The following is a 21,889-nucleotide window of genomic DNA, read 5'->3' on the forward strand; positions in this document are numbered from 1 at the left end:
ACTAATTGAGAAATAGTTTACAGTGGATCAAGGTTTCCAGGGTTTAGTTGTGCAAGTTATTTATTTTTCATTCCATAGCTTAAATGTGGAATTTCCGGTGGCTGAAGTCTATCGTCGTATTAATTTTGAAATTAAACCGTAGAAACCATTTATAAGCGAAAATAGCAGTTTAAATTAATAAAAATTAGACGATTATTTTTAATATCTGGGGTAAAAGAAAGAAGAAACACACCAAAAACCCGATTAATTTCTACAATTTTATCATTTGATTCATAGAATCTTCTAACTCTTTTAATAATGTATCAACATCTTTTCCAATCTGTTCAAAACAATCAGGGGGAGTGGGATTAGATTCAAAATAAATTAATTTGACACGATCAAAACCAATTCCTATCAAAATCACTTCTTTTTCCGGTTGATATCCATCTACAATTCCTAAGAGTTCTTGCAAACGATTTTCAACACTTACATTGAGTTGTTCAATAGCAGATTTCGGACAAGGAACAAAATGGGGGGTGGGTTTGAGATCAATTCCTAGGGTATCGGGTTGTTCACCCCACTGTAAACGCAAACCCCAAGCTAAAGCTGCTAATTCCGGGCGATGAGCTTCCACAAACCGATCTAACTGACTTTGCCAACTTGGTTTTTCTAAACTGGATTGATTGCTATCAAGTTTAATCATTGTTTTACGACTGACTTTCACTAAGATTATATTTTATCAGTTATCAGTCACCAGTTATCAGTTATCAGTCATCAGTAGCAAGTTTTGAGACAAAGGGTTAATAAAATCAGTATTTTTGAGGAATAGGCAATGCAATTGATAACTCAGTATCCTTAAAAATACGGTTAGCTCAAAAAATGATGTATATTAAATCACGTTTAAAACCTAATTATTATCTTAAAGTATAATTTAATTTGTGTAACTTTTGATCGCAACAACTCATCTTTAAACTTTTGTAGATCCCTCTCTAGCTGAGGATTTAACGGATTTTTACTTATTTATATTCTTAATCAAGTTGAATTAAATATTTTCCTGATTAATAGGATGAATCTCGAATAAATGGTATAGGCATTCTGAGTCTTTGAGAGGAAAATTCGATTATGAGTCTTGACACTTTTAATTCAGGAAATTTACTCTTCAGTCCGTTTTTGGTTAGTGTTCCCGATCCTCAACCCTTATCTTCTTCGTTAGGGTTTAATCTTCCTCTGGGAAGAAATTCAACTCCTGAAATAAATTCTTTACCCACCGCTAATGCTGATTTAATTATGGGTACAATCTTTCAGGATAATATTTTTGCTTTGGGTGGAAATGATACGGTTTATGGTTTAGAAGGGAATGATATTTTAGGAGGAAATCAACAAGCCGATCAAATTTTTGGTAATCAAGGAAATGATAGCCTTTATGGTGGTCAAGATAGCGATACTTTAGCAGGGGGTCAAGATTCTGATCTAATTTTTGGTGATCAAGGAGATGATCTTTTATTGGGTGATCGCGGTGCAGATACATTATTTGGAAATCAGGATAACGATAGAATTTATGGGGGAAAAGAGAATGATTTCGTTACGGGTGGAGATGGTAATGATCAATTATTCGGTGATTTAGGAGATGATATTCTTTATGGAGATTTGGGTGCAGATATGGTAACAGGTGGAGAGGGAAATGATCGATTTTATATGGGTAAAACGATGGGAGGATTTACGATAACTGAGGCTGATATTGTTGAAGATTTTACGTTCAATCAAGATTCTATTGGATTATTAGAAAATTTGACCTTTAGTGATTTGAATATTACTCAGGGAACTGGAAACTATGCAAATGATACGATTATTCAAGATAAAAATTCTAATGAATATTTGGCAATTCTCAAAAATGTAAATAGCAATAGTCTCAGTTCGGATGATTTTATTTTTAACGGTTCTGATCCTACACGATCACCAACCCCTGACCCAACCCCAATACCTACACCCTCACCAACTCCATCACCGACTCCAATACCAACACCGAGTCCCACACCTGACCCCACACCTGTACCCACACCCTCACCAACTCCATCACCGACTCCAATACCAACGCCGAGTCCCACCCCTGACCCCACCCCTGTACCTACACCCTCACCAACGCCATCACCAACCCCAATACCAACGCCGAGTCCCACCCCTGACCCCACCCCTGTACCCACACCCTCACCAGCACCTCTGAGTGTCTTAGGGTTTAGTGCGGCTAACTTTAGTGTTAATGAAAATGGCACACCTCAAGTCGATGTGAGTGTAACTCGGACAGGAAATAGTGTGGGAAATGTGGGAGTTACAGTTAACCTTAATAATGGTACAGCAACCGCACCCGATGACTATAATAATAGCCCCATTTCTGTTAGCTTTGCTGATGGAGATATAACACCTAAAATTGTTACCATTCCTATTGTTGATGATGCTGTAGTTGAAGGAGATGAAACGATTGCTTTAAGTTTGGGTAATCAGATTGGAAATGCTATATTAGGAACTCAATCGATTGCAACCTTAACAATTTTAGACAATGATGTCTTAACAAACCCTGGAACCTTAGCGTTTAGTATTGGCAACATTGATATTAATGAAAATGCGGGAACTGCTACCGTTACTGTTAATAGAACGGTTGGAACCGATGGAATTGTTGGGATTAATTATACCACAAGTGATGGAAATGCGATCCCCGGAAATGACTATACTGCAACATCAGGAACATTAACCTTTGCTGCGGGACAAACTAATCAAACTTTTACGGTGAATATCCTTGATGATACTTTAGTCGAAGGCAATGAAACCTTTAATTTAAGTTTGAGTAATATTACCGGAGGAGCAATATTAGGAACGCCAGCCACTTCTACGGTTACAATTGTAGAAAATGATATTGCAAATTCGGGTATTATTTCCTTTAGTCGTGCAAATTTTAGTGTGAATGAAAATGGCACACCTATTAACAGAATTACGATTAACCGCACGGGAGGAAGTAGCGGATTAGTGACAGCACAAATTACCCCAACGGATGGAACTGCAACGGCTGCTTCAGATTATAACAATACTCCCTTAACGGTGACATTTGCTGATGGAGATATCGCTTCAAAAACAATTACAATTCCGGTGATTGATGATACAGCTTTTGAACCGACAGAAACTATTAATTTAGGCTTAACTCTAACCGCAGGAACAGCAACATTAGGAACCCAAAACACAGCTACCTTACAAATTGTTGATAATGATCCCAGCGATAATCTCCTCTTAAATAGTGCAACTTATTTGGGAACAACGGGAAGTGATAGTGCAGCATCAGTAGAAATTTCGCCCGTTGATAATAATATTATTGTGGCGGGTAATTTTAACGGGGTGGGAGAAATTCAACGCTTACAAAATGGCAATACTTCCCCCTTATCAACTACCCCATTAGGTGGTCTTGTTAATGATTTAGATGTGGATCGAGATAGTGGGGAAATTGTCGCCGTTGGGGATTTTGGAATTAAAGTTTATAATCCTACTGCTAATACGGTTTTATGGCAACAACCCGGCAGTTTTAATCGAGTAGCGATCGCAAATGATGGCACAGTTGCCACCTTAAATAATAGTACCGATACCGTAACATTATGGAGTCCAACGGGAACCTTATTAACGAGTGCGACCTTAACAGGAACTAATGTTAATCCGGCGGATATTGCGATTGATCCTACCACAAAACAAGTCTTTGTTACGGGATATAATCAAGTTAGCAGTATCTTACAAACTCCCTTTTTACGAGGGTTTGATTCTTCCTTGAATTTATTATGGAAAACCTGGAACTTTACTGCGGCTGAAGTCACCGGACAAAATTTAGGTGCAGATACACGGGGAGAACGCATTACTATTGGTCAAGATGGTGGACTTTATTTCCTAGGAAGAACCGACGGCGGAAATAATGTTTTTCAACGCAATGGTCAAAATATTACCCAACCTTTAACCACTCTGGTTAATGTAGATTCTTTTAATAATTTCTCCGGTGCAGGTGCAGGCTCTTTCACATTCCATAGCAAAATTAATCCCAATACGGGAACAATAGATCAAGGTCAATTTATTGTCACCCGAACTAACACAGGAGCAAATAGTTTTACCCCGAATTCCATCACGGCTGATGAATTTGGTAACGTATATATAGGCGGATCTTCTGCATTTCAATTGCAAAATCGTCCGACTAAAACCATTAATAGTCAACCCGTTGGTGCTTATACCTTGGGAGAAATGGCAGTATTAGGATTATCCTCCGATTATACCGTCCGAAAATTCTGGACTCCCTTAACCCAAACAAGTGATGCAGATGGCGCTAAAGGAACTATAAATGGTTTTACCGTTGCGAAGGGTCAAGCGGTGATTGTTGGGACGGTAACACAACCCTCTGTTCCCACAACAACTAATGCTATTAATCCTAATCCATTAGGGGGAAATGATGCTTATTTAGCTACTTGGTCAGTTTAGCTCAGAAACCGGGTTTCTTCATAAAATTTGATGGAGACTCACAGATAACGGTTAGAAACCCGGTTTCTATAATCTGCGTCTATGAGCTTAAGCCTACTCCCACTTTTATTTTCTACCTCTAACCTGTGAATTCTCACACACACTCACTATGTTAAAACGCTTTGCAATGACCCGATCTTTGCGCCATCGTTGGTTGTATCCTTTGATTTCAATAACCGTTACCCTCAGTATTTTATTAAGTTCAACGGTTGCTAGTTGGGCAATTCCGTTACCAGAGTTAATTTTTAGGGGAGTTCAAATTATCCAATTATCGAATTTATCAGCCCGTCAAGAAGTAGCAATTGGAGAGCAAATTAATGAAGAATTACTCACCAAGCAAGTTAAATTATTTCGGAACCCAGAAGCTCAAAACTATATTAATCAAATTGGTCAACGTTTAGCCCAAGCCAGCGATCGCCCCAATCTTCCCTATACATTTCAAGTGATTGAGGATCGTAATATCAATGCTTTTGCCACAATGGGGGGGTTTGTTTATATTCATACTGGGTTAATTGCCGCCGCCGATAATGAAGCGGAATTAGCCAGTGTCATAGCCCATGAAATCGGACATATTGGGGGTCGTCATGCGATTAAACAAATGCGCCAAGCTGCTGTTGCTGCGGGGGTAGCGACCGTCGCCGGAGTAGATCGAAATAAATTAGTTCAAATTGGGGTAGAACTGGCTTTAAACCGTCCTAAAAGTCGTGAAGCTGAATATGAAGCTGATCGCATGGGTTTAGCAACTTTAATTCGTGCAGGTTATGCTCCACGAGGAGCCGTTGATTTTATGGCAAAATTATTAAAAAGTGGGTCTCCTCCAACGATTATCAGCACTCATCCCGCTACCCGCGATCGCATTTCTGCCATGCAACAACTGTTAGATCCAAGTATTATTAATTCTGGGGATGGATTAGATAGCAATTCCTATCGCGCCACGGTTGAACGGATTTTATCTTAACTTCATCGAATTAATTGAACCCTTAGTGCCTTGAATGTAGAGTTCAGGGCATTTTTGATCAGTAGGAATAGACAAAATTCAATTAATATGGTATGGTGACTTTTTAAGTAGAGTCAGTCAGCCTAATCCACTCTTTTTTAATGGAGTTGGAACGGGGGAACCATTTTTAGGGGCTTATCTTGATTGTTTACTATTGTCGAGAAGGACATCTCTCAGTCCTAGCCCGTCAGCTAACCCCGTCGGCTGTGAGAGAAGACTGTTGAGTGGCAAAATTTTTGTCATCGCCTTCACCAGGATTCTAAAAAACGAGGCTCTGTTATTTAATAACATTCAACCTATGAGTGTTGAATCGTGAGGTAAGACACACTTTCCAAGGTGTACGATAGTCATGCAGATGGCTGAGTGTTGAGGTTTACCGATTTTGGGGAATCAAAGCATAAATCGGTTATCCACAAATTTAACGAGTGCGGGGGTTAATCCTTAATCCCTGTTAACTTTCTTTTTGTTCCAATTTGAGGCTGACTATGCACCCTGCAATTTTAGTTCTTTTGCAAGTCTTAATAGTGATTGGGTTATCTCGATTAATGGGGTTAGCTTGTCGCGCCATTAAACAACCCTTAGTCATTGGAGAAATTATTGCCGGAATTATGCTAGGGCCATCTTTATTAGGGTTAATAGCCCCTGATGCGATGGCGGCTTTATTTCCGGCTGAAACCTTATCCTACTTAAATGTTTTATCAGAAATTGGACTGATTTTCTTCATGTTTTTAATTGGGTTAGAACTAAACCCTAAATATTTAAGTGGACAGATAGAAACGGCAGTTTTAGTTTCTCATGTTAGTATTATTGTTCCTTTTTCATTAGGCATTTCTTCGGCGTTAATTCTGTATCCGATTGTTTCTAACGATAGTGTTTCATTTACAGCCTTTGCTTTATTTTTAGGTTCAGCATTATCGATTACTGCCTTTCCCGTTCTAGCTCGAATTATTACAGAAAATAATTTACAAGGAACCCGTTTAGGAACCTTAGCATTAACTTGTGCCGCCGTAGATGATGTCACCGCCTGGTGTTTATTAGCCTTAGCGATCGCCGTTACCCGAACCAATAGTATATCCGGGGCATTTCCTACCATTATGGCCTCAATTCTTTATATTACTTTAATGGCAACAGGTGGACGCTGGCTCTTACAAAAACTCTCCATTCATTATAAACGCCGAGGACGACTCACTCAATGGGTTTTAGCTTGGATTTATATGGGAGTGGTAGCATCGGCATTAATTACAGAACTGATTGGAATTCACTTAATTTTTGGGGCTTTTTTAGTCGGTGCAGTCATGCCAAAAGATCCGGGTTTAATCCGAGAAATCGCCGAAAAAACAGAAGATTTTGTTCTAATTTTCTTACTCCCGATTTTCTTCGCTTACAGTGGATTACGCACAGAAATTGGCTTACTCAATCGTCCTGAATTATGGTTATTATGCGGGTTAGTGATTGTGGTTGCCATTACAGGAAAATATGTGGGAACTTATGTCGCAGCCCGAGTGAGTGGCATTAATAAACGAGAAGCTTCTGCTTTAGGTTGGTTAATGAATACGAGGGGATTAACTGAACTGATTGTTTTAAATATTGGTTTAAGTTTTGGGGTAATTTCACCCTTGCTATTCACCATGTTAGTGATTATGGCTTTAGTGACAACCTTTATGACCTCACCGTTATTAGAAAGAACCTATCCTAAAGAATTAATTAAACTGGATTTGATTCAACCTGAACCTCAAGCCATTAGTCCTCAACCCATCAATCCATCCTATCGAGTTTTGGTTCCCGTTGCCAATCCCAACACTCAAAAAGGATTATTACAATTAGCCTTAGCCATTGCTGGAAAACCTCCTGCGGTCGTTCATCCGTTAAGTTTAGTAGAACTAGAAGAAGATTATTTATTTCAAAGCACCCCCGATGAAGCAAATCGTTTGATTTCTGAACAACAAAAACGCTTAGAAGAATTAATTGAAAGTTTAGAACCCCCGGAACTCAGACAAGGAGTTTATCCTATTATTCGCATTGCCCATGATGTCGCTAAAGAAACGGGAGAAATTGCCCTAGCCGATCAAGCTAATTTAATTTTAGTGGGTTGGCATCGTCCTGCCTTTAGTGACAATCGTTTAGGAGGAAGAGTCGGTAAAATTTTGAATACCTCCCCGGCGGATGTTGCCGTATTTGTAAACAAAGAGCAGCCCCAACTTCAGTCTTTATTAGTAGCCTATGCGTCTAATATTCATGATGATTTAGGGTTAACCTTAGCTCTGAGAATGCTATTTAATGACCCCAATCGTCAGTTAAAGATTTTAGTAATACTCAGCGAACCTGGAGAAGAATTAAGTTATGAATTACGAAATACAATTGATTCCTTACCGACCCCAATTCAAGCCCGTGTACAACTGGTTCGAGCCGAAGAGACTTATCCCATTCAAGCGGTGATTGAAGCTTCAAGAACCGTAGATTTAACCATTGTAGGAACCAGTCGGACTTGGGGAATTGAACGGCAAACTTTAGGACGTTATACCGATCAATTAGCTCAAGATTGTCATTCATCATTACTAATTACTCGGAGCTATTCTCAAGTGACATCACACATCACATCTTTATTACAACAACCCATCAATACCTAACCTAAAATTTAACTTTGATCAATATTATGCACCAACATTTTCACGCCAAATCCTTAGCATTTTATGGGGCTATGACTGCTGCGGTCTTTCTACTTTTTCAAGCTGTCACAGCCTATGGAGAAAAGCAATTAAAAGCACCCGTTAGTCTTGGGGGTGACTATACCATCGAACTAGAAAACCCTCCTCAATGTTTAAAAAATCGAGATCTAGTTTTAAAAATAGAGCAATCAGGAATTTATGTTTTTGCAAATTTAGGGTTAAAAAATGCTGAACATAATCGAGATAAAATTCAATTACAGGGCAACCTTAAGGATCATAAAATGAACATATCAGGAACTTTAAATCCATTCTTTGTTTGTGCAAATGATTCCTTAAATTCTTTGAATATATTGACTTTAGAAGGTATATTTAAAGAAAAAGAAATTACAGGTAAACTCGATACTCCAACTTTATCAAATCCTATTAATTTTAAAGCTGAGTTAAATCTTGTTTCCCCATCAAAAAAACAAGCTCATTAATCCTATCAACAGGAGGTAATTTGTTTAAAATTATGAGTAATCTGCTGGTAAAATCTCTATTTATTTAAAACAAATGTTATCACTAGAAACACTGGATTCTTTAATTGCTGGAAGTATTTTTGTCGGAGTTATTATTCTGATCATGGGAGAGTGGTTACACCTCACCATTGCAGCATTTTTAGGATCTCTCCTCCTGATCTTTTTCCACGTCATGAGTTTAACTGAAGCTGTTCACTATATTAGTCGTAGTTATGCAACTTTAGCTTTGTTTTTTGGCGTGATGATTTTAGTTAGAGCCTTTGAACCCACTAAAATTTTTGAGTATTTAGCGGTTAAAATGATTTGGTTAGCCAAGGGAGAAGGGAAACGATTACTATTAGGAATAGTAGCGTTAACTACCCCCATTTGTGCTATGTTACCCAACGCCACAACGGTAATGTTATTAGCACCTTTAATTCCTCCCATTGCTCAGGATGTAGGCATTGATTTTGTCCCTTTATTAATTTTAATGGTTTTCATTGCCAATAGTTCAGGATTATTAACCTTAGTGGGAGATCCAGCCACATTTATTGTCGGAGATTCGATTAATATTAGCTTCGTAGATTATCTACAACGCTTGAGTATTGGAGGAGCATTAGCAGTTGTTAGCGTGGTGATTTTATTGCCTATTTTATTTCGTAAAACCTGGAATACTAAATTTGAACATTTAGAAGATTTACCCCATCCGCAAATTAATCATCCTCGAACTTTAGCAATGGGGGGATTAATTATGGCTTTTGTTTTAACCTTTTTTGTCATTGGAGAAACCCTACCCGTTCCCATTTCTCCGGCGGCGGTGGCGTTATTAGGAGCCGCTTTAGCCTTAATGTTAGCCCATCACAGTAAAATTGATACGGTTAATCATATTTTGCGGGATTTAGACTGGAGTACCTTAATTTTCTTCATGTCAATTTTTGTCTTAATTGGAGGATTAGAAAAAACAGGAGTCATTAACAGTTTATCAGGACTTCTAGCAATTATTTTAGGAAAAAATATCGCTCTGGGTTCAATTTTACTATTATTAACAGTAGGAATTATTTCTAGTGTTGTGCCAAATATTCCCTTAGTTGTGGCGATGGTTCCTTTGTTAAAGCAATATTTAGTTAATGTGGGATTTGTGGGCGCAGAAGTGCTTGACCCTGCTTTTAACGGACAGTTTCCCCCGGAAGTATTACCACTATTTTATGCAATGATGTATGGAGCAACATTAGGAGGAAATGGCACATTAGTGGGGGCTTCTTCTAATATTGTTGCGGCGGGAATTTCTGAACAACATGGACGAACCATTTCGTTTAAAACCTTTCTTCGGTATGGGATTCCGGTAATGGTTGTCCAATTGCTAATGGCGATTTTATATGTTACGGTTGTGTTTCTAATTAAAGGTTAATTCATGATTTCTGTAGGAATGGGAGGAGAAACTTCTACTTTTTTCCACTCTAAAACCGCATAAACTTCTACAGGTTGTTTACGACCTTTAACTTTGACTTCCCCTAAACTTTTCAAAATAATATCTTGATGAGTTTCTATAGCAGCAGCCGTTGATTCATTAATTAAAATATTATATTCAGGATATTCTTTAGTTAAGGTTTCCAAACGTGCCGCCACATTCACCGCATCGCCAATCACCGTATATAATAACCGTTCTAAAGAGCCAATTTGTCCCGCAACCACTTCTCCACTACTAATGCCAATTCCCGCATGAATGGGTACTTCCCCCCGTTGAATGCGCCGTTGATTCAATTCTCCCAAACGTTCACGCATGGTTAATGCAGCGGCCACTGACCGCCATTCTGTTTCTGCTGGGGATAAGGGTGCTCCAAAAATTACCACAATTGCATCGCCAATAAAATTATTTACATATCCTCCCCAAGGACGAATAGCTGCGGTCATTTCCGTTAAATATTCATTGAGAAATGCTACAACTTCCTGCGGTTTCATTTCTTCCGATAGGGTAGAAAAATTGCGAATATCACTAAATAAAACCGATACCCAACAGAGTTCTCCTCCTAATTGTAATTGACCTTGTAATAATTTTTCTCGCACTTCTGGCGAAACCACACGGCCAAAAATATCCCGTTCTCGTTCTCGTTCTCGCAGTCCCACAATCATCTTATTAATCGCCTGGGCTAACACTTCTAATTCTTGACAGGTTTGAATCTCCAGTTTTGCCACTTCTAAATCCCCATTTTCAACGCGATAGGTTACTTTCTGAATCTGTTTAATCGGTTTAACAAAAAATCGATCACTGACAACAATTCCTAAAGCCGTCGTTCCAATAATTAATGTGGTGATAAACACCAATAAAATTTTATTGTTTCTTTTAATTTGATCCATATATTTATCTTCAGGAATAACTGTTCCCACCAACCAATCTAATTTATTCATGGGAGTCAATGATATATAATAAAATTTGTGGGTTTGGGGATCTTCGTAACCCCACTGTTGAGGGTATCTAACCATTTTTAAGTCAATTCCCCGTTTTTCTATAGTTTTGACAGCAAGCTGAAAAGCAGGATTTTTAGAGTATTTTAATAGCTTGAGTTGAGGTTGATCTTGACCTTTAATTTGAATGGGATTATGTTCATTGGGATCAGTAGAAGCAATCATTTCCCCTTTAGAGTTAATGACGAAAACATCAATATTTCTACGTCCTTTTTGTTGTTCCTTTAAACGTTGAGAAATTTGTTTGAGTTCAAAACCGACACCAATAATTCCTAACAATTCATCTCCTTGATAAAGGGTGACATTAGAATCAATCCCTGGTGTATTGGTTGAACGATAAACATAAACTGTCCAAGCCGCTTGACCCGGTGTTTTCAAAGCATCTTGATACCAAGGGCGATGAGGAGCATACCAATTCGGTTCTTCAATTTGAGTTGTTCCTATAAATTGGAGATCTTTTCCTATTAATTGATAACTATCCGTAGTTTTTACTGCTAATTTTTCATCGGGATACCATTGACGAAAATGAAGTTTTAATAAGTCTTGAGGATCTAGTTTAGACCGATCATTTCCTACAGATAAACGTTGTGCGCCAACATAATTACCATTAGGATAGGCAAACTGAACAAAACTAAAATTTGGATTAGATTGCAAAACACTGAGAAAAAATTTATCTCGTTGTTGTGGATCATTAATATCAATTAAATTTCGAGTAATGGTACTCCCGATTAAATCTTGTGTATAGGATACATCTTGAAATAAATCGGCAAATTCTTTAGAGGTTGATAGGGCAATTTCTTCATTAATTTGAGTCACAATCTGATCGATATTTTTTTTAGAAGTAAAGTACCAGGAAAAATAAACAATTGCTGTAGTAAAACTGATCATTAACAGAATAAAACCTGTAAGCAGAGTTGTTAAACTGATGCTGGTTTCGATTCCCTGATTTTTGTGAATTCCTTTCATGATGATCTGGCGATAGGATAGGGTGGATTAAAAAAATTCCATTCCTAGTATGTTGACTAGATTGGGATGATGGATCAAGTTACGGTGTTCTAACGGAAGAGTTTGAATGTAGATGCAGGAGTTGGTGGGGCTCTGTAAAATATAGTACCTAATTCATGAATGTGTGTAACCCTAAAATAAGTTTAATGAATCGATACTGATCAAGTAAGGTCGCCTTAGAAGTTAAGATATAGTTTAGAGGCATCAAATTCAACCTAGGGAAATTTCTTCATAGGTATCCTTCTATACTAACAATGAGATATTTCAGGGGTGCTATATCGATACCAGGAGGGTGATTATCATTGAAAGCTCGATTCCATAAAATATTTAAAGGGAAAATTCTTAATGTTTTCTTCATCATAGTGGTAGGAATTGGGATTTTGTTTCCATCCCTAACTTCATTCTCTCAAACTCATCAAGCTCCAGCCACAATCCGGGAAACAACAACGTTAGTAACCGTCCCCTCTTCATCCCCCAATAATCCGGCTGCAAAACCCCCTGAATCAAATCCAGAACTCAGTTTAGGAACCTACGGAACTGCGGTTAAACAATTGCAAAAGCAACTCAAGCAAAATGGTTATTTTACAGGGCCAATTGATGGGATTTACGATCAAACAACTGAATTAGCTGTCTATAATTTTCAAATTAGTATGGGATTATTGGCGGATGGGGTTGTAGGTCAAGAAACATTAAAATCTCTCAATAATTCTTCTCTATTGACTGCCTGGACTCCTGTATCAACTCCTCTAAATTCTTCCTCTAATCTTCCTCCCGATATTCAAGGAATTTTGGATCGAGGGATACTGGTTGTTGCGGTTTTAGGAACGGATAACCCGCCCTTTTTTAGCGAGAATTCCCAGGGTAAATTAACCGGATTAGATATTGATTTAGGTCAAGCCATTGCCACAGAATTAGGGGTTAAAGTTAAATTTGATCGGTCGGCAAAAGTTTTTAATGAAGTTGTAGATTTAGTGTATCAGCACAAAGCCGATATTGGCATCTCGAAATTAAGTATTAGTATGGCAAGGGCTAAAAAAGTGCTGTTTTCTTCTCCTTATGTCAGTATGCGTCAAGGATTGTTGGTGAATCGTTTAGAATTAGCGAAGAAAGCTCAAAATAAACGTCCTGAAGAAGTTATTCAAAATTTAGATGGAAAATTGGGAGTGATTAAGGGAACTCAATATGCGCTATTTTTTGCCAAAACTCGGTTTCCCCAGGCTCAAGTCGTTGAATTTGAAACTTGGGATGACGTTGTAGAAGCGGTGAAAAAAGGAGAAGTCCTAGCTGCTTATCGAGATGAATTAGAAGTGAAAAAAATTGTACTCGCTCAACCTGATTCAGCTTTAGATATTCAAACCGTCGCTCTCACGGATACTAAGGATGCACTGGCGATGGTTATTCCCTGGGATTATGACCATTTCCTAGCGTTTGTCAATACTTATCTGGATCTCAATAACTTAAACTATACTGTTGAACAGTTAATTAATAAATATCCAGATATTTTTAAGCAGGAATCCTAAATTCGAGGAATTAATAATGGGACACAGGAGAGTCTACCCATGAAGTTATCAAAAAAAAAGAGTTTGAGATCTCAGGTTATTAATATTTTAAAGAATCCTTGGCTCCTGCTAATTAGCATTATTTTTTCCATTGCCACAGGATTGTTAAAACCGTCCCTGGCTTTTCAACTTGAACCCATTGGTCAGATGTATTTAAGCTTGCTTAAAATGTGTGTTTTGCCGATTTTAATTTCAGCAATTACAATGAGTATTGGGCGACTTATGGCTTCTAATAATGCGACAAAATCCATCAAACGCATTATGATTATCTTTCCGGTGTTAATGGTATTCATTGCCGTAACTGCAATATTAGTTGCTGGAATCACAAAACCGGGAACAGGTTTAAGTACAACAACCCTACAAAACCTGGGAATATTAGTGAATAAATCAGGAATTGATTTAGAAGTCGCATTAAATCAACCTTTACCTCCCTTAAAAAATCAGCCTGGATTAGGGAGTTTTGTGATCAGTATGATTCCCGATAATATTTTTGATGCCCTGAGTAAAGGGGATACATTAAAGGTTTTATTTTTCTCGATTATTTTTGGGATTTCTTTGGGAATGGTTCAAGATAGCACCTCTGCATCTCAGGCTTTTTTAGATGGTTTAGAAATTATTTATCGCACCTTTAATAAATGGATTAGTTGGTTAACCTTGCTGCTGCCGTTTGGTTTATATGGTTTACTATCGGCTCAAATTGCTCACACCGGATTAAACGTTGTGTTTGCCATGGTGAATTTTATTGCGGTGGCTGTTTTTACCTATTTATTAATTTATGCCGTGAGTACCATTTTGATTTGGGTGCGATCTCGATGTCCATTAAGTTATGTCTTCTCCATGGCTCAAGAACCCACAATTTTAGCCTTAGCAACCACAAATGCTTTAGCGTGTTTACCCTCAATGATTTCTACCATGAGTCAGGGTTTAAAATTTTCTCTACAAACCACAAACTTAGTTGTTCCTTTGGGGATCACGGTCGGTCGTTTTGGTCAAGTGGTTTATTTCACTTTGGCGAGTATCTTTGTTGCCCAACTGTATCAAATTTCGATTGGTGTATCGGGGTTAGCCATTATCATTGTCGGTTCGATTTTTGCTGGAATGGCCAGTTCAGGGGCGACCGGAATTGTGACCTTAACGACCCTGAATGTTGTTCTTAGACCTTTGGGATTACCCTTAGAAGCCGCCTTAGTTTTATTTATTGCCATTGACCCGATTATGGATCCCTTTCGGACATTATGTACGGTACATACGGGAATGGCAGCGACGGCTTTAATTGCGGATCAAGATCCTAATTTTTTTAGCTTAGAATCAGAATCTCAACAAGATTTGATTACCACTTAAACTGGGTTGACGCTTCTGGTGCAAATTCCTCGGTTAAAATCTGTTCTTCAACCGGATAGGTATGACCCGAACAGTTAATCACCACTCGTTCTTGAGGTTGGATGATTCCCCGTTGAGCCAGTTTGATTAACCCAGCAAAAGCAACAGCCGTGGCAGGTTCCACAGAAATTCCTTCGGTTTGGGCTAACAGTCGAGTCACGGTATAGGCTTCAGCATCCGTTGCTTGTTCCATCGCTCCCCCATATTTCTGCATTAAATCATAAAGCCAGCTATAGGCAAAACCCGGATTTCCTGTTGCTAAGGTGGCGATCGCCGTTTTTGGGTCTGTAACCGGAATGGCTTCCCGTTCACCTTTTTCAAAAGCTTGTACCATCGGGTTACAACCGGAGGATTGAATCATTCCCAAACGGGGCACTTTATCGACCATTCCTAACGCCATCATTTCCTCAAAACCTTTAACCACTCCAATGGGCCCCATGGCTCCACTCACCCCCTGAATAAACCAGTCTGGGGCTTGTCCGTGCAGTTGTTCGCCTAACTCCAGGGCCATTGTTTTCATGCTTTCCCCACTGGTAAAGCTTTTCAAGCCACTATCTAAAAAAATCCCCTGATTTTGGGCAAATTCCGCAGCGACTTGTTTGGTTTGATCATAGGTTCCAGGGACTTTAACGACTTCTGCACCATATAATTGAATTTCTCGGATTTTTTCATCGGGGGTTAAACCTGACAGAAACGCCCAAAGTTTAATTCCCGCCCTAGCTGCATAAGCTGAATAGGAAATAGCCACATTTCCGGTTGAGGCTAAAACCATTTCTTTAATTCCCTGTTCCTTCATCACCGAAATGGTCACGGAAGCTTGTCGATCTTTAAAGGAACCTGTAGGGTTTTGACGTTCATCCTTAATATAAAGATAATCTAAACCGATTAACTTTCCGAAGCGTTGGGCCTGAATTAAGGGTGTCCAACCTTCTCCTAGGGTGACAATATGATTGGAATCAAATAAAGGTAAAAGTTCGTGATAGCGCCACAAACTGGGGTAACGAGTGGAAAGTTTGTCTTTCCAATGACAATGAACTAACTCTTCAAGATCATACTCGGCTTGAAGAATGGTTCCACCACACAGAGGACAGACAATGGATGCTTTTTGATAAGCGGTAATCTGAGAACAATGGGTGCATTTCAAATGAATTTCTTTGGATTTTAAAAACATTCTTATTCCTTTGCACATAAAATTTAACCAAACTTACAATTAAGTTTCGACTGACAACAAAACTTAACAGGAAACCATTGACCCTGATTCACAATATTCTCTACTTTCAATTGTTACATTACGATTTGAGGGCTGTCAAAAAAACAAGTTTTATTGCCTCAATTGTGCAGCCGTCATGTTCTGGTTGACTATGAGTCCAATACCAACGCTATAACCTCCAACTCAGCAACTGGGTCGTGCTGTCTACTAGCATTACAGAAGAGGGATAGGTACGTTTGTAAAGTTAGTCTAAGATTCACCCGGCAATTTTTGCCGAATTTAGTCCTATATTTCGATCAGATATTTAAAGTTCTCGTAAAGTTGCTGAAGAGCTATTGACAGTGAAGAGAATGCTTGCTTAACATTAAGAGGCAACAAGACAAGAAACTGTTAATAAGTTCCAGAAAATTATCATCAGTTTATCTGAAAATTACTTAGCCAACATCACTGATTTGGTTGATGTTGGTACTTGATCGATTTGACTGATAAATCTGATTTAGATTAACCAGAGGGAAAAAATGAAACGATTCCAAAAAATTTCTACCGTTATTACTGCTATTGCCGCTCTCGGTATGATTGAAGCACCAGCATCAGCTTTTACCGTGACTCAAAATAATAATACTTCTGCTTTGCTGAATGCCCTTTTAGGAAACACCAATGGTTTAAGTAATTTTTCCACCAGTATCACCGGAAACGCCGATGCTTTTGGCTTGTTCCAAAATGATCCATTTGGGTTGAAATCTGGGATTGTGATGAGCACTGGGAGAGTAGTAGACTTACCCGGAGTGAACAGCAGCAGCGTATATAACCCTGATTTAAGCACAAATTTTGGGCTATTCGGTGATACTCCTGGTAGTTATGACTTGGCTAAATTTGATATCAGCTTTCACGCTGACAGCACCGTAAACAAGATATATTTCGAGTATGTCTTCGGTTCAGAAGAGTTTGTCGAGTATGGGGGAACCAGTTTCAATGATTCTTTTGAATTATTGCTTAACGGTGTAAACCTAGCGCAATTAAGTAACGGTCAAACTGTTACTATCAACAACCTTGTTAGTAACCCTAGTGGGCCGTTTCACCCAGACTATATCAACAATCCTGCTGGCCCAGGTACGGTAACAAAACTGGATGGCTACACGAAAAAGCTAACTTTTGAAGGTTTGCTAAAGCAGAACGACACAAATACTTTAAGCATCAAAATTAAAGATCTCGCTGATGGGATTTATGATTCAGGGGTATTGCTTAAAGGTGGTTCTCTCGGAACCGTCAAACCACCTAAAGATGTTCCTGAACCCGGAACAATTATCGGCTTAGTCTTTGCGGCAGGAATAGCTGGTGTGGCTCGGCGTCTTCCATCGGGGCGGTTACACAGAACAGATAAATCTTCCAATTCTTGATAAATTTCGTTCCCTCGTCTTCTGAGAGAGTCTGAATAAAGTCTGAATAAGTCTGATTGACAATCCCCCGTCAAGCCGGCGCGCTCGACGGGGGATTGTTGTTTCACAGAAGAATGCAATAAGAGTGCAAGCACGATAGCGTTACGCAATCTTAGAATAAATAGGGAACAGCTTAACTAGGAACAGTAAGCAGTGAAAGGGTTTAAGGACTAAAAACTGTCCTTAGTGTATAGCGTTAGGCTATAAGTTAGGGTAGTAAAAACCCCCTGGATACAGTCAGGGGGTAAAATTAGATCAAAGATTAATTTAGGCGTGTAGAGTTAAAGCTCTAACTAGGGCTTAACTTAGTTAAGATTCGGTTGAGCTTCCAGAACACTTTCAGGAACCCCTTCAAATTTCTTGAAGTTGTCCACAAATAACTGCGCTAATTGTTTGGCTTGTTTTTGATAGGCTTGGGGATTCTTCCAGGTTTGTACCGGATCTAAAATTTCAGAAGGAATTCCTGGGATATTTTCGGGTACTAACACTTTGAAAATCGGATGGGGATAGAACTTGGCGTTGTCTAAGGTTCCATTGACTGCCGCCGAGACCATAGCGCGAGTATAGGAGATCGGAACCCGTTGTCCGACTCCGTAGGCGCCACCCGACCATCCGGTATTGACTAAATAGACGTTGGTTTCGGGGTGTTCTTCTAATCGTTTCCCTAATAATTTGGCATAGACTGACGCAGCCAAGGGTAAGAAGCATTTGCCAAATCCGGCGGAAAAGGTGGCTTCTGGGTCTTTAATTCCCCGTTCTGTTCCGGCGACTTTACTGGTATAACCGGACATGAAGTGATACATGGCCTGTTCTTTCGTGAGTTTGGCAATGGGAGGTAGCACACCAAAGGCATCTGCTGTTAAGAAAATAATTGTTTTTGGATGGCGACCAATCCCTGGAATCACTGCATTAGGAATATACTCGATGGGATAGGCAACGCGGGTATTTTCCGTTAAGCTGCCATCATCATAATCAGGAACACGGGTGTCATGGTCTAAAACCACGTTTTCCATTAAAGACCCAAACCGAATCGCATCCCAAATTTGCGGTTCCTGTTCCCGACGCAGTTTAATGGTTTTGGCATAACAACCGCCTTCAAAGTTAAACACCCCATGATCTGACCAACCATGTTCATCATCTCCAATTAAATAGCGTTCGGGGTCAGCCGAGAGGGTGGTTTTTCCGGTTCCCGATAAACCAAAGAATAGGGCGGTGTGTCCGTCTGCATCCATATTGGCGGCACAGTGCATGGGTAGCACATCGGCTTTAGTCATAAAGTAGTTCATCAGGGAGAACACGGATTTTTTGATTTCTCCGGCATATTTTGATCCCCCAATGATCACCATTTTTTTCGATAAATTCAGGACGATAAACGCTTCACTATTAATGCCATCATCTTCAGGATCGGCGTGTAACCCTGGAACGGCAATTACGGTAAAATCAGTGTGATGGGTTTTGAGTTGTTCGGCGGTGGGGCGAATAAACAATTGTTGGGCAAATAAACTTTGAGAGGCTCGTTCTGTAATGACTCGTACACCATATTGATAGTGAGGATCAGCACCCACATAGCCATCAAAAATGTATAAATCCCGTCCTTGAACATAAGACCGAACCCGACGATACAGACGATCAAAATTGAATTCCGGGATAGGAACATTCATTTTGCTCCAGTGAATTTCATCCCGGCTTTCGGGTTCATCGACAATGAATTTATCATGGGGTGAACGTCCGGTATATTTTCCGGTTTTGACACATAGAGATCCATTGGCTGCGAGAATGCCTTCAGCACGAGCTATGGAATGTTCAACTAAGGTAGGAATGGGTAAGTTGCGATAAACATGACCTAGGTTTCTGAGTCCTAATTCTTCTAATCCATAATGGGGTAATTCTAATAAATTTGGGTGTTCTGAATATTTTTTAGTCGTATTATTTGTGGGAAAAGCACCTTCCTGCTCGGCTAATCGATTATTAATTAAAGTTGAAGAAGACACATCTTGATAGACATTGTGATTAACGGTATTTGTGGTTTCCATTGTTTCTAGTCTCCAATAAATAAGAGGTTGATAGGAAATTTTCTAGGATTGTGGAACAGGCATCCTGCCTGTTAATAAAAATGAAGAAGGGTGAAAAATTGAAGAATCACTGAACTTACAAACTCGATTATGACTGAGTTAGTGATGTTCAAATCATGTGTATCATTTTAGTTTTCAGGTTGCTAGTTTAACCGTTGCTATTCCCGATTTGGGAGCGTTGACTTCTGAATATTCAGTTAGGACGAGTTTGATATTTGATCTTTAACTTAACCCTTGTTGACAGTTGCCTTGAGTTCGTGAAAAAAATAATTCAGTTCCATGAACTTTCGCTACTCATCATCATACACAGTTTTCCCTGGCAGAACATTAACTTTCTTTAAAAGTTTCTTGTATTTTTTTTGCAATTCCTTAAGAAATAATGCAAGATGCAGGTTTTGCAATTAAATTTTCTATGAGTATGCAAATGTCAGTATTTCCTGATACAAATTAGAAACAAAATACCACTTAATCCTAATCCTACCCCAAAAAACTAAAATTTTTCAGGTAGTCCTGGGGGTTTATGTAAAAAATCATGACAAAATAAGGTGCATCGTTATCTACATCTCAAGTCAAGAATATGTACGAAAAGATTACTCCACCCACCACAGGCGAGAAAGTCACCTTCAAAAACGGCGAACCCATTGTTCCTGATAATCCAATTATTCCCTTCATTCGCGGAGATGGCACCGGAATTGACCTCTGGCCGGCTACAGAAAAAGTTCTGAATGCGGCTGTTGCTAAAGCCTACGGCGGCAAACGTCAAATTAGCTGGTTTAAAGTCTACGCTGGGGACGAAGCCTGCGAACTCTACGGTACTTATCAATATTTACCCGAAGACACCACCACCGCCATCAGGGAATATGGAGTGGCAATTAAAGGGCCATTAACCACGCCCATCGGTGGCGGCATTCGCTCTTTGAATGTGGCCTTACGGCAAATTCATGATCTATATGCCTGTGTTCGTCCCTGTAAATATTACACCGGAACTCCTTCTCCTCATAAAACCCCTGAAAAATTAGATGTGATTATCTATCGGGAAAATACCGAGGATATTTATTTAGGAATTGAATGGCGTCAGGGAACGGAAATCGCCGAAAAATTAATTAATATTCTCAATACCGAATTAATTCCGGCGACTCCTGAACATGGGAAAAAACAAATTCGCCTCGATTCTGGAATTGGGATTAAACCGATTAGTAAAACGGGTTCTCAACGGTTAGTTCGTCGTGCCATTTATCAGGCTTTGCGTCTGCCTAAAAATAAACAAATGGTGACGTTGGTGCATAAAGGTAATATTATGAAATACACCGAAGGGGCTTTCCGAGATTGGGGTTATGAATTAGCAACAACGGAATTCCGCAACGAATGTATTACAGAACGGGAATCTTGGATTTTAGGAAATAAAGAGAAAAATCCTGATCTGTCTTTAGAAAACAATGCTCGTCAAATTGAACCCGGTTATGATGCCTTAACACCGGAAAAACAAGCTGAAATTTGTAAAGAAGTAGAAGGGGTTCTCAATGCTATTTGGGAAACGCATGGTAATGGGAAATGGAAGGAGAAAATTATGGTCAATGACCGTATTGCTGATAGTATTTTCCAACAAATTCAAACCCGTCCTGATGAATATTCTATTCTGGCTACGATGAATTTAAACGGGGATTATTTATCGGATGCAGCGGCTGCAATGGTCGGAGGTTTAGGTATGGGGCCAGGGGCAAATATTGGCGATGAATGTGCGATTTTTGAAGCCACTCATGGCACAGCACCTAAACACGCAGGTTTAGATCGAGTTAACCCGGGTTCTTTGATTTTATCGGGGGTGATGATGTTAGAATATATGGGGTGGCAAGAAGCGGCAGACTTAATTAAAAAAGGGTTAAGTGGTGCGATCGCAAATCAAGAAGTCACCTATGATTTAGCCCGATTAATGGAGCCTCCCGTTGAACCGTTGAAATGTTCAGAATTTGCCGATGCAATTATTAAACATTTCGATGATTAATGAAGGATTAAATCCTTAAGATATCCAATATTGATGGGTGTTGTAAAACTTTTACGCACAGTGTTTTTACAACACCCATAAATGGGT

Annotated in this window: 13 protein-coding genes and 1 riboswitch; of the genes, 9 read left to right on the forward strand and 4 right to left on the reverse strand. The window is 39.2% G+C overall.

The window, feature by feature from the left end:
* Nucleotides 1–250 precede the first annotated feature (250 nt).
* A complete protein-coding gene (ccmS, locus tag PL9214_RS12475; RefSeq protein WP_072719145.1) occupies nucleotides 251–682 on the reverse strand; it encodes a beta-carboxysome assembly chaperone CcmS in 432 nt (143 codons plus the stop codon).
* Between the two features lie 419 nt (nucleotides 683–1,101).
* Between ccmS and PL9214_RS30080 the strand changes: the two genes are divergently transcribed.
* From PL9214_RS30080 to PL9214_RS12520, 5 genes are all read left to right on the forward strand, one after another.
* Entirely contained in the window at nucleotides 1,102–4,476 is a 3,375-nt protein-coding gene (locus tag PL9214_RS30080) for a Calx-beta domain-containing protein (RefSeq protein WP_083579992.1), read from the forward strand.
* 148 nt (nucleotides 4,477–4,624) lie between these two features.
* Nucleotides 4,625–5,473, forward strand: a complete 849-nt coding sequence (locus PL9214_RS12505; protein ID WP_072719146.1) for a M48 family metallopeptidase — start codon at nucleotides 4,625–4,627, stop codon at nucleotides 5,471–5,473.
* A gap of 109 nt (nucleotides 5,474–5,582) precedes the next feature.
* Nucleotides 5,583–5,732: riboswitch (cyclic di-AMP (ydaO/yuaA leader) on the forward strand.
* A 265-nt stretch (nucleotides 5,733–5,997) separates the two neighbouring features.
* The gene (locus PL9214_RS12510; RefSeq protein ID WP_072719147.1) at nucleotides 5,998–8,139 is read left to right on the forward strand and encodes a cation:proton antiporter; all 2,142 of its coding nucleotides are present in this window, start codon (nucleotides 5,998–6,000) and stop codon (nucleotides 8,137–8,139) included.
* Between the two features lie 26 nt (nucleotides 8,140–8,165).
* Nucleotides 8,166–8,657 (forward strand): hypothetical protein, encoded by a 492-nt coding sequence (locus tag PL9214_RS12515; RefSeq protein WP_072719148.1) that lies wholly within the window; start codon nucleotides 8,166–8,168, stop codon nucleotides 8,655–8,657.
* 73 nt (nucleotides 8,658–8,730) lie between these two features.
* Nucleotides 8,731–10,083, forward strand: coding sequence for an ArsB/NhaD family transporter (locus tag PL9214_RS12520; protein ID WP_072719149.1), 1,353 nt, complete (start codon nucleotides 8,731–8,733; stop codon nucleotides 10,081–10,083).
* Here PL9214_RS12520 and PL9214_RS12525 read toward each other — a convergent pair.
* A complete protein-coding gene (locus tag PL9214_RS12525) occupies nucleotides 10,080–12,104 on the reverse strand; it encodes an adenylate/guanylate cyclase domain-containing protein (RefSeq protein ID WP_072719150.1) in 2,025 nt (674 codons plus the stop codon). The two genes, PL9214_RS12520 and PL9214_RS12525, sit on opposite strands and share 4 nt — an antisense overlap.
* Nucleotides 12,105–12,445: 341 nt before the next feature.
* On the opposite strand from PL9214_RS12525, the gene PL9214_RS12530 reads away from it, so the two are divergent.
* Complete coding sequence (locus PL9214_RS12530; protein ID WP_083579993.1) at nucleotides 12,446–13,663, forward strand: transporter substrate-binding domain-containing protein; 1,218 nt, start codon at nucleotides 12,446–12,448, stop codon at nucleotides 13,661–13,663.
* A gap of 39 nt (nucleotides 13,664–13,702) precedes the next feature.
* Nucleotides 13,703–15,043, forward strand: coding sequence for a dicarboxylate/amino acid:cation symporter (locus tag PL9214_RS12535; RefSeq protein ID WP_072719151.1), 1,341 nt, complete (start codon nucleotides 13,703–13,705; stop codon nucleotides 15,041–15,043).
* Here the strand turns inward: PL9214_RS12535 and PL9214_RS12540 are convergent.
* Nucleotides 15,033–16,253 carry a threonine synthase gene (locus PL9214_RS12540; RefSeq protein ID WP_222425234.1) on the reverse strand — a complete coding sequence of 407 codons (1,221 nt, stop codon included), beginning with the start codon at nucleotides 16,251–16,253 and terminating at the stop codon, nucleotides 15,033–15,035. The two genes, PL9214_RS12535 and PL9214_RS12540, sit on opposite strands and share 11 nt — an antisense overlap.
* A gap of 557 nt (nucleotides 16,254–16,810) precedes the next feature.
* Here PL9214_RS12540 and PL9214_RS12545 point away from each other — a divergent pair.
* On the forward strand, nucleotides 16,811–17,689 hold the full coding sequence (locus PL9214_RS12545) for a choice-of-anchor L family PEP-CTERM protein (protein WP_083579994.1): 879 nt from the start codon (nucleotides 16,811–16,813) through the stop codon (nucleotides 17,687–17,689).
* A gap of 344 nt (nucleotides 17,690–18,033) precedes the next feature.
* On the opposite strand, the gene pckA is transcribed toward PL9214_RS12545, so the two are convergent.
* Nucleotides 18,034–19,761 carry a phosphoenolpyruvate carboxykinase (ATP) gene (pckA, locus tag PL9214_RS12550; protein ID WP_072719153.1) on the reverse strand — a complete coding sequence of 576 codons (1,728 nt, stop codon included), beginning with the start codon at nucleotides 19,759–19,761 and terminating at the stop codon, nucleotides 18,034–18,036.
* A 616-nt stretch (nucleotides 19,762–20,377) separates the two neighbouring features.
* Here pckA and PL9214_RS12555 point away from each other — a divergent pair.
* Nucleotides 20,378–21,802, forward strand: a complete 1,425-nt coding sequence (locus PL9214_RS12555; protein ID WP_072719154.1) for an NADP-dependent isocitrate dehydrogenase — start codon at nucleotides 20,378–20,380, stop codon at nucleotides 21,800–21,802.
* The last annotated feature ends 87 nt before the right edge of the window (nucleotides 21,803–21,889 follow it).

This window comes from Planktothrix tepida PCC 9214, from assembly GCF_900009145.1.
GTDB classification, from domain to species: domain Bacteria; phylum Cyanobacteriota; class Cyanobacteriia; order Cyanobacteriales; family Microcoleaceae; genus Planktothrix; species Planktothrix tepida.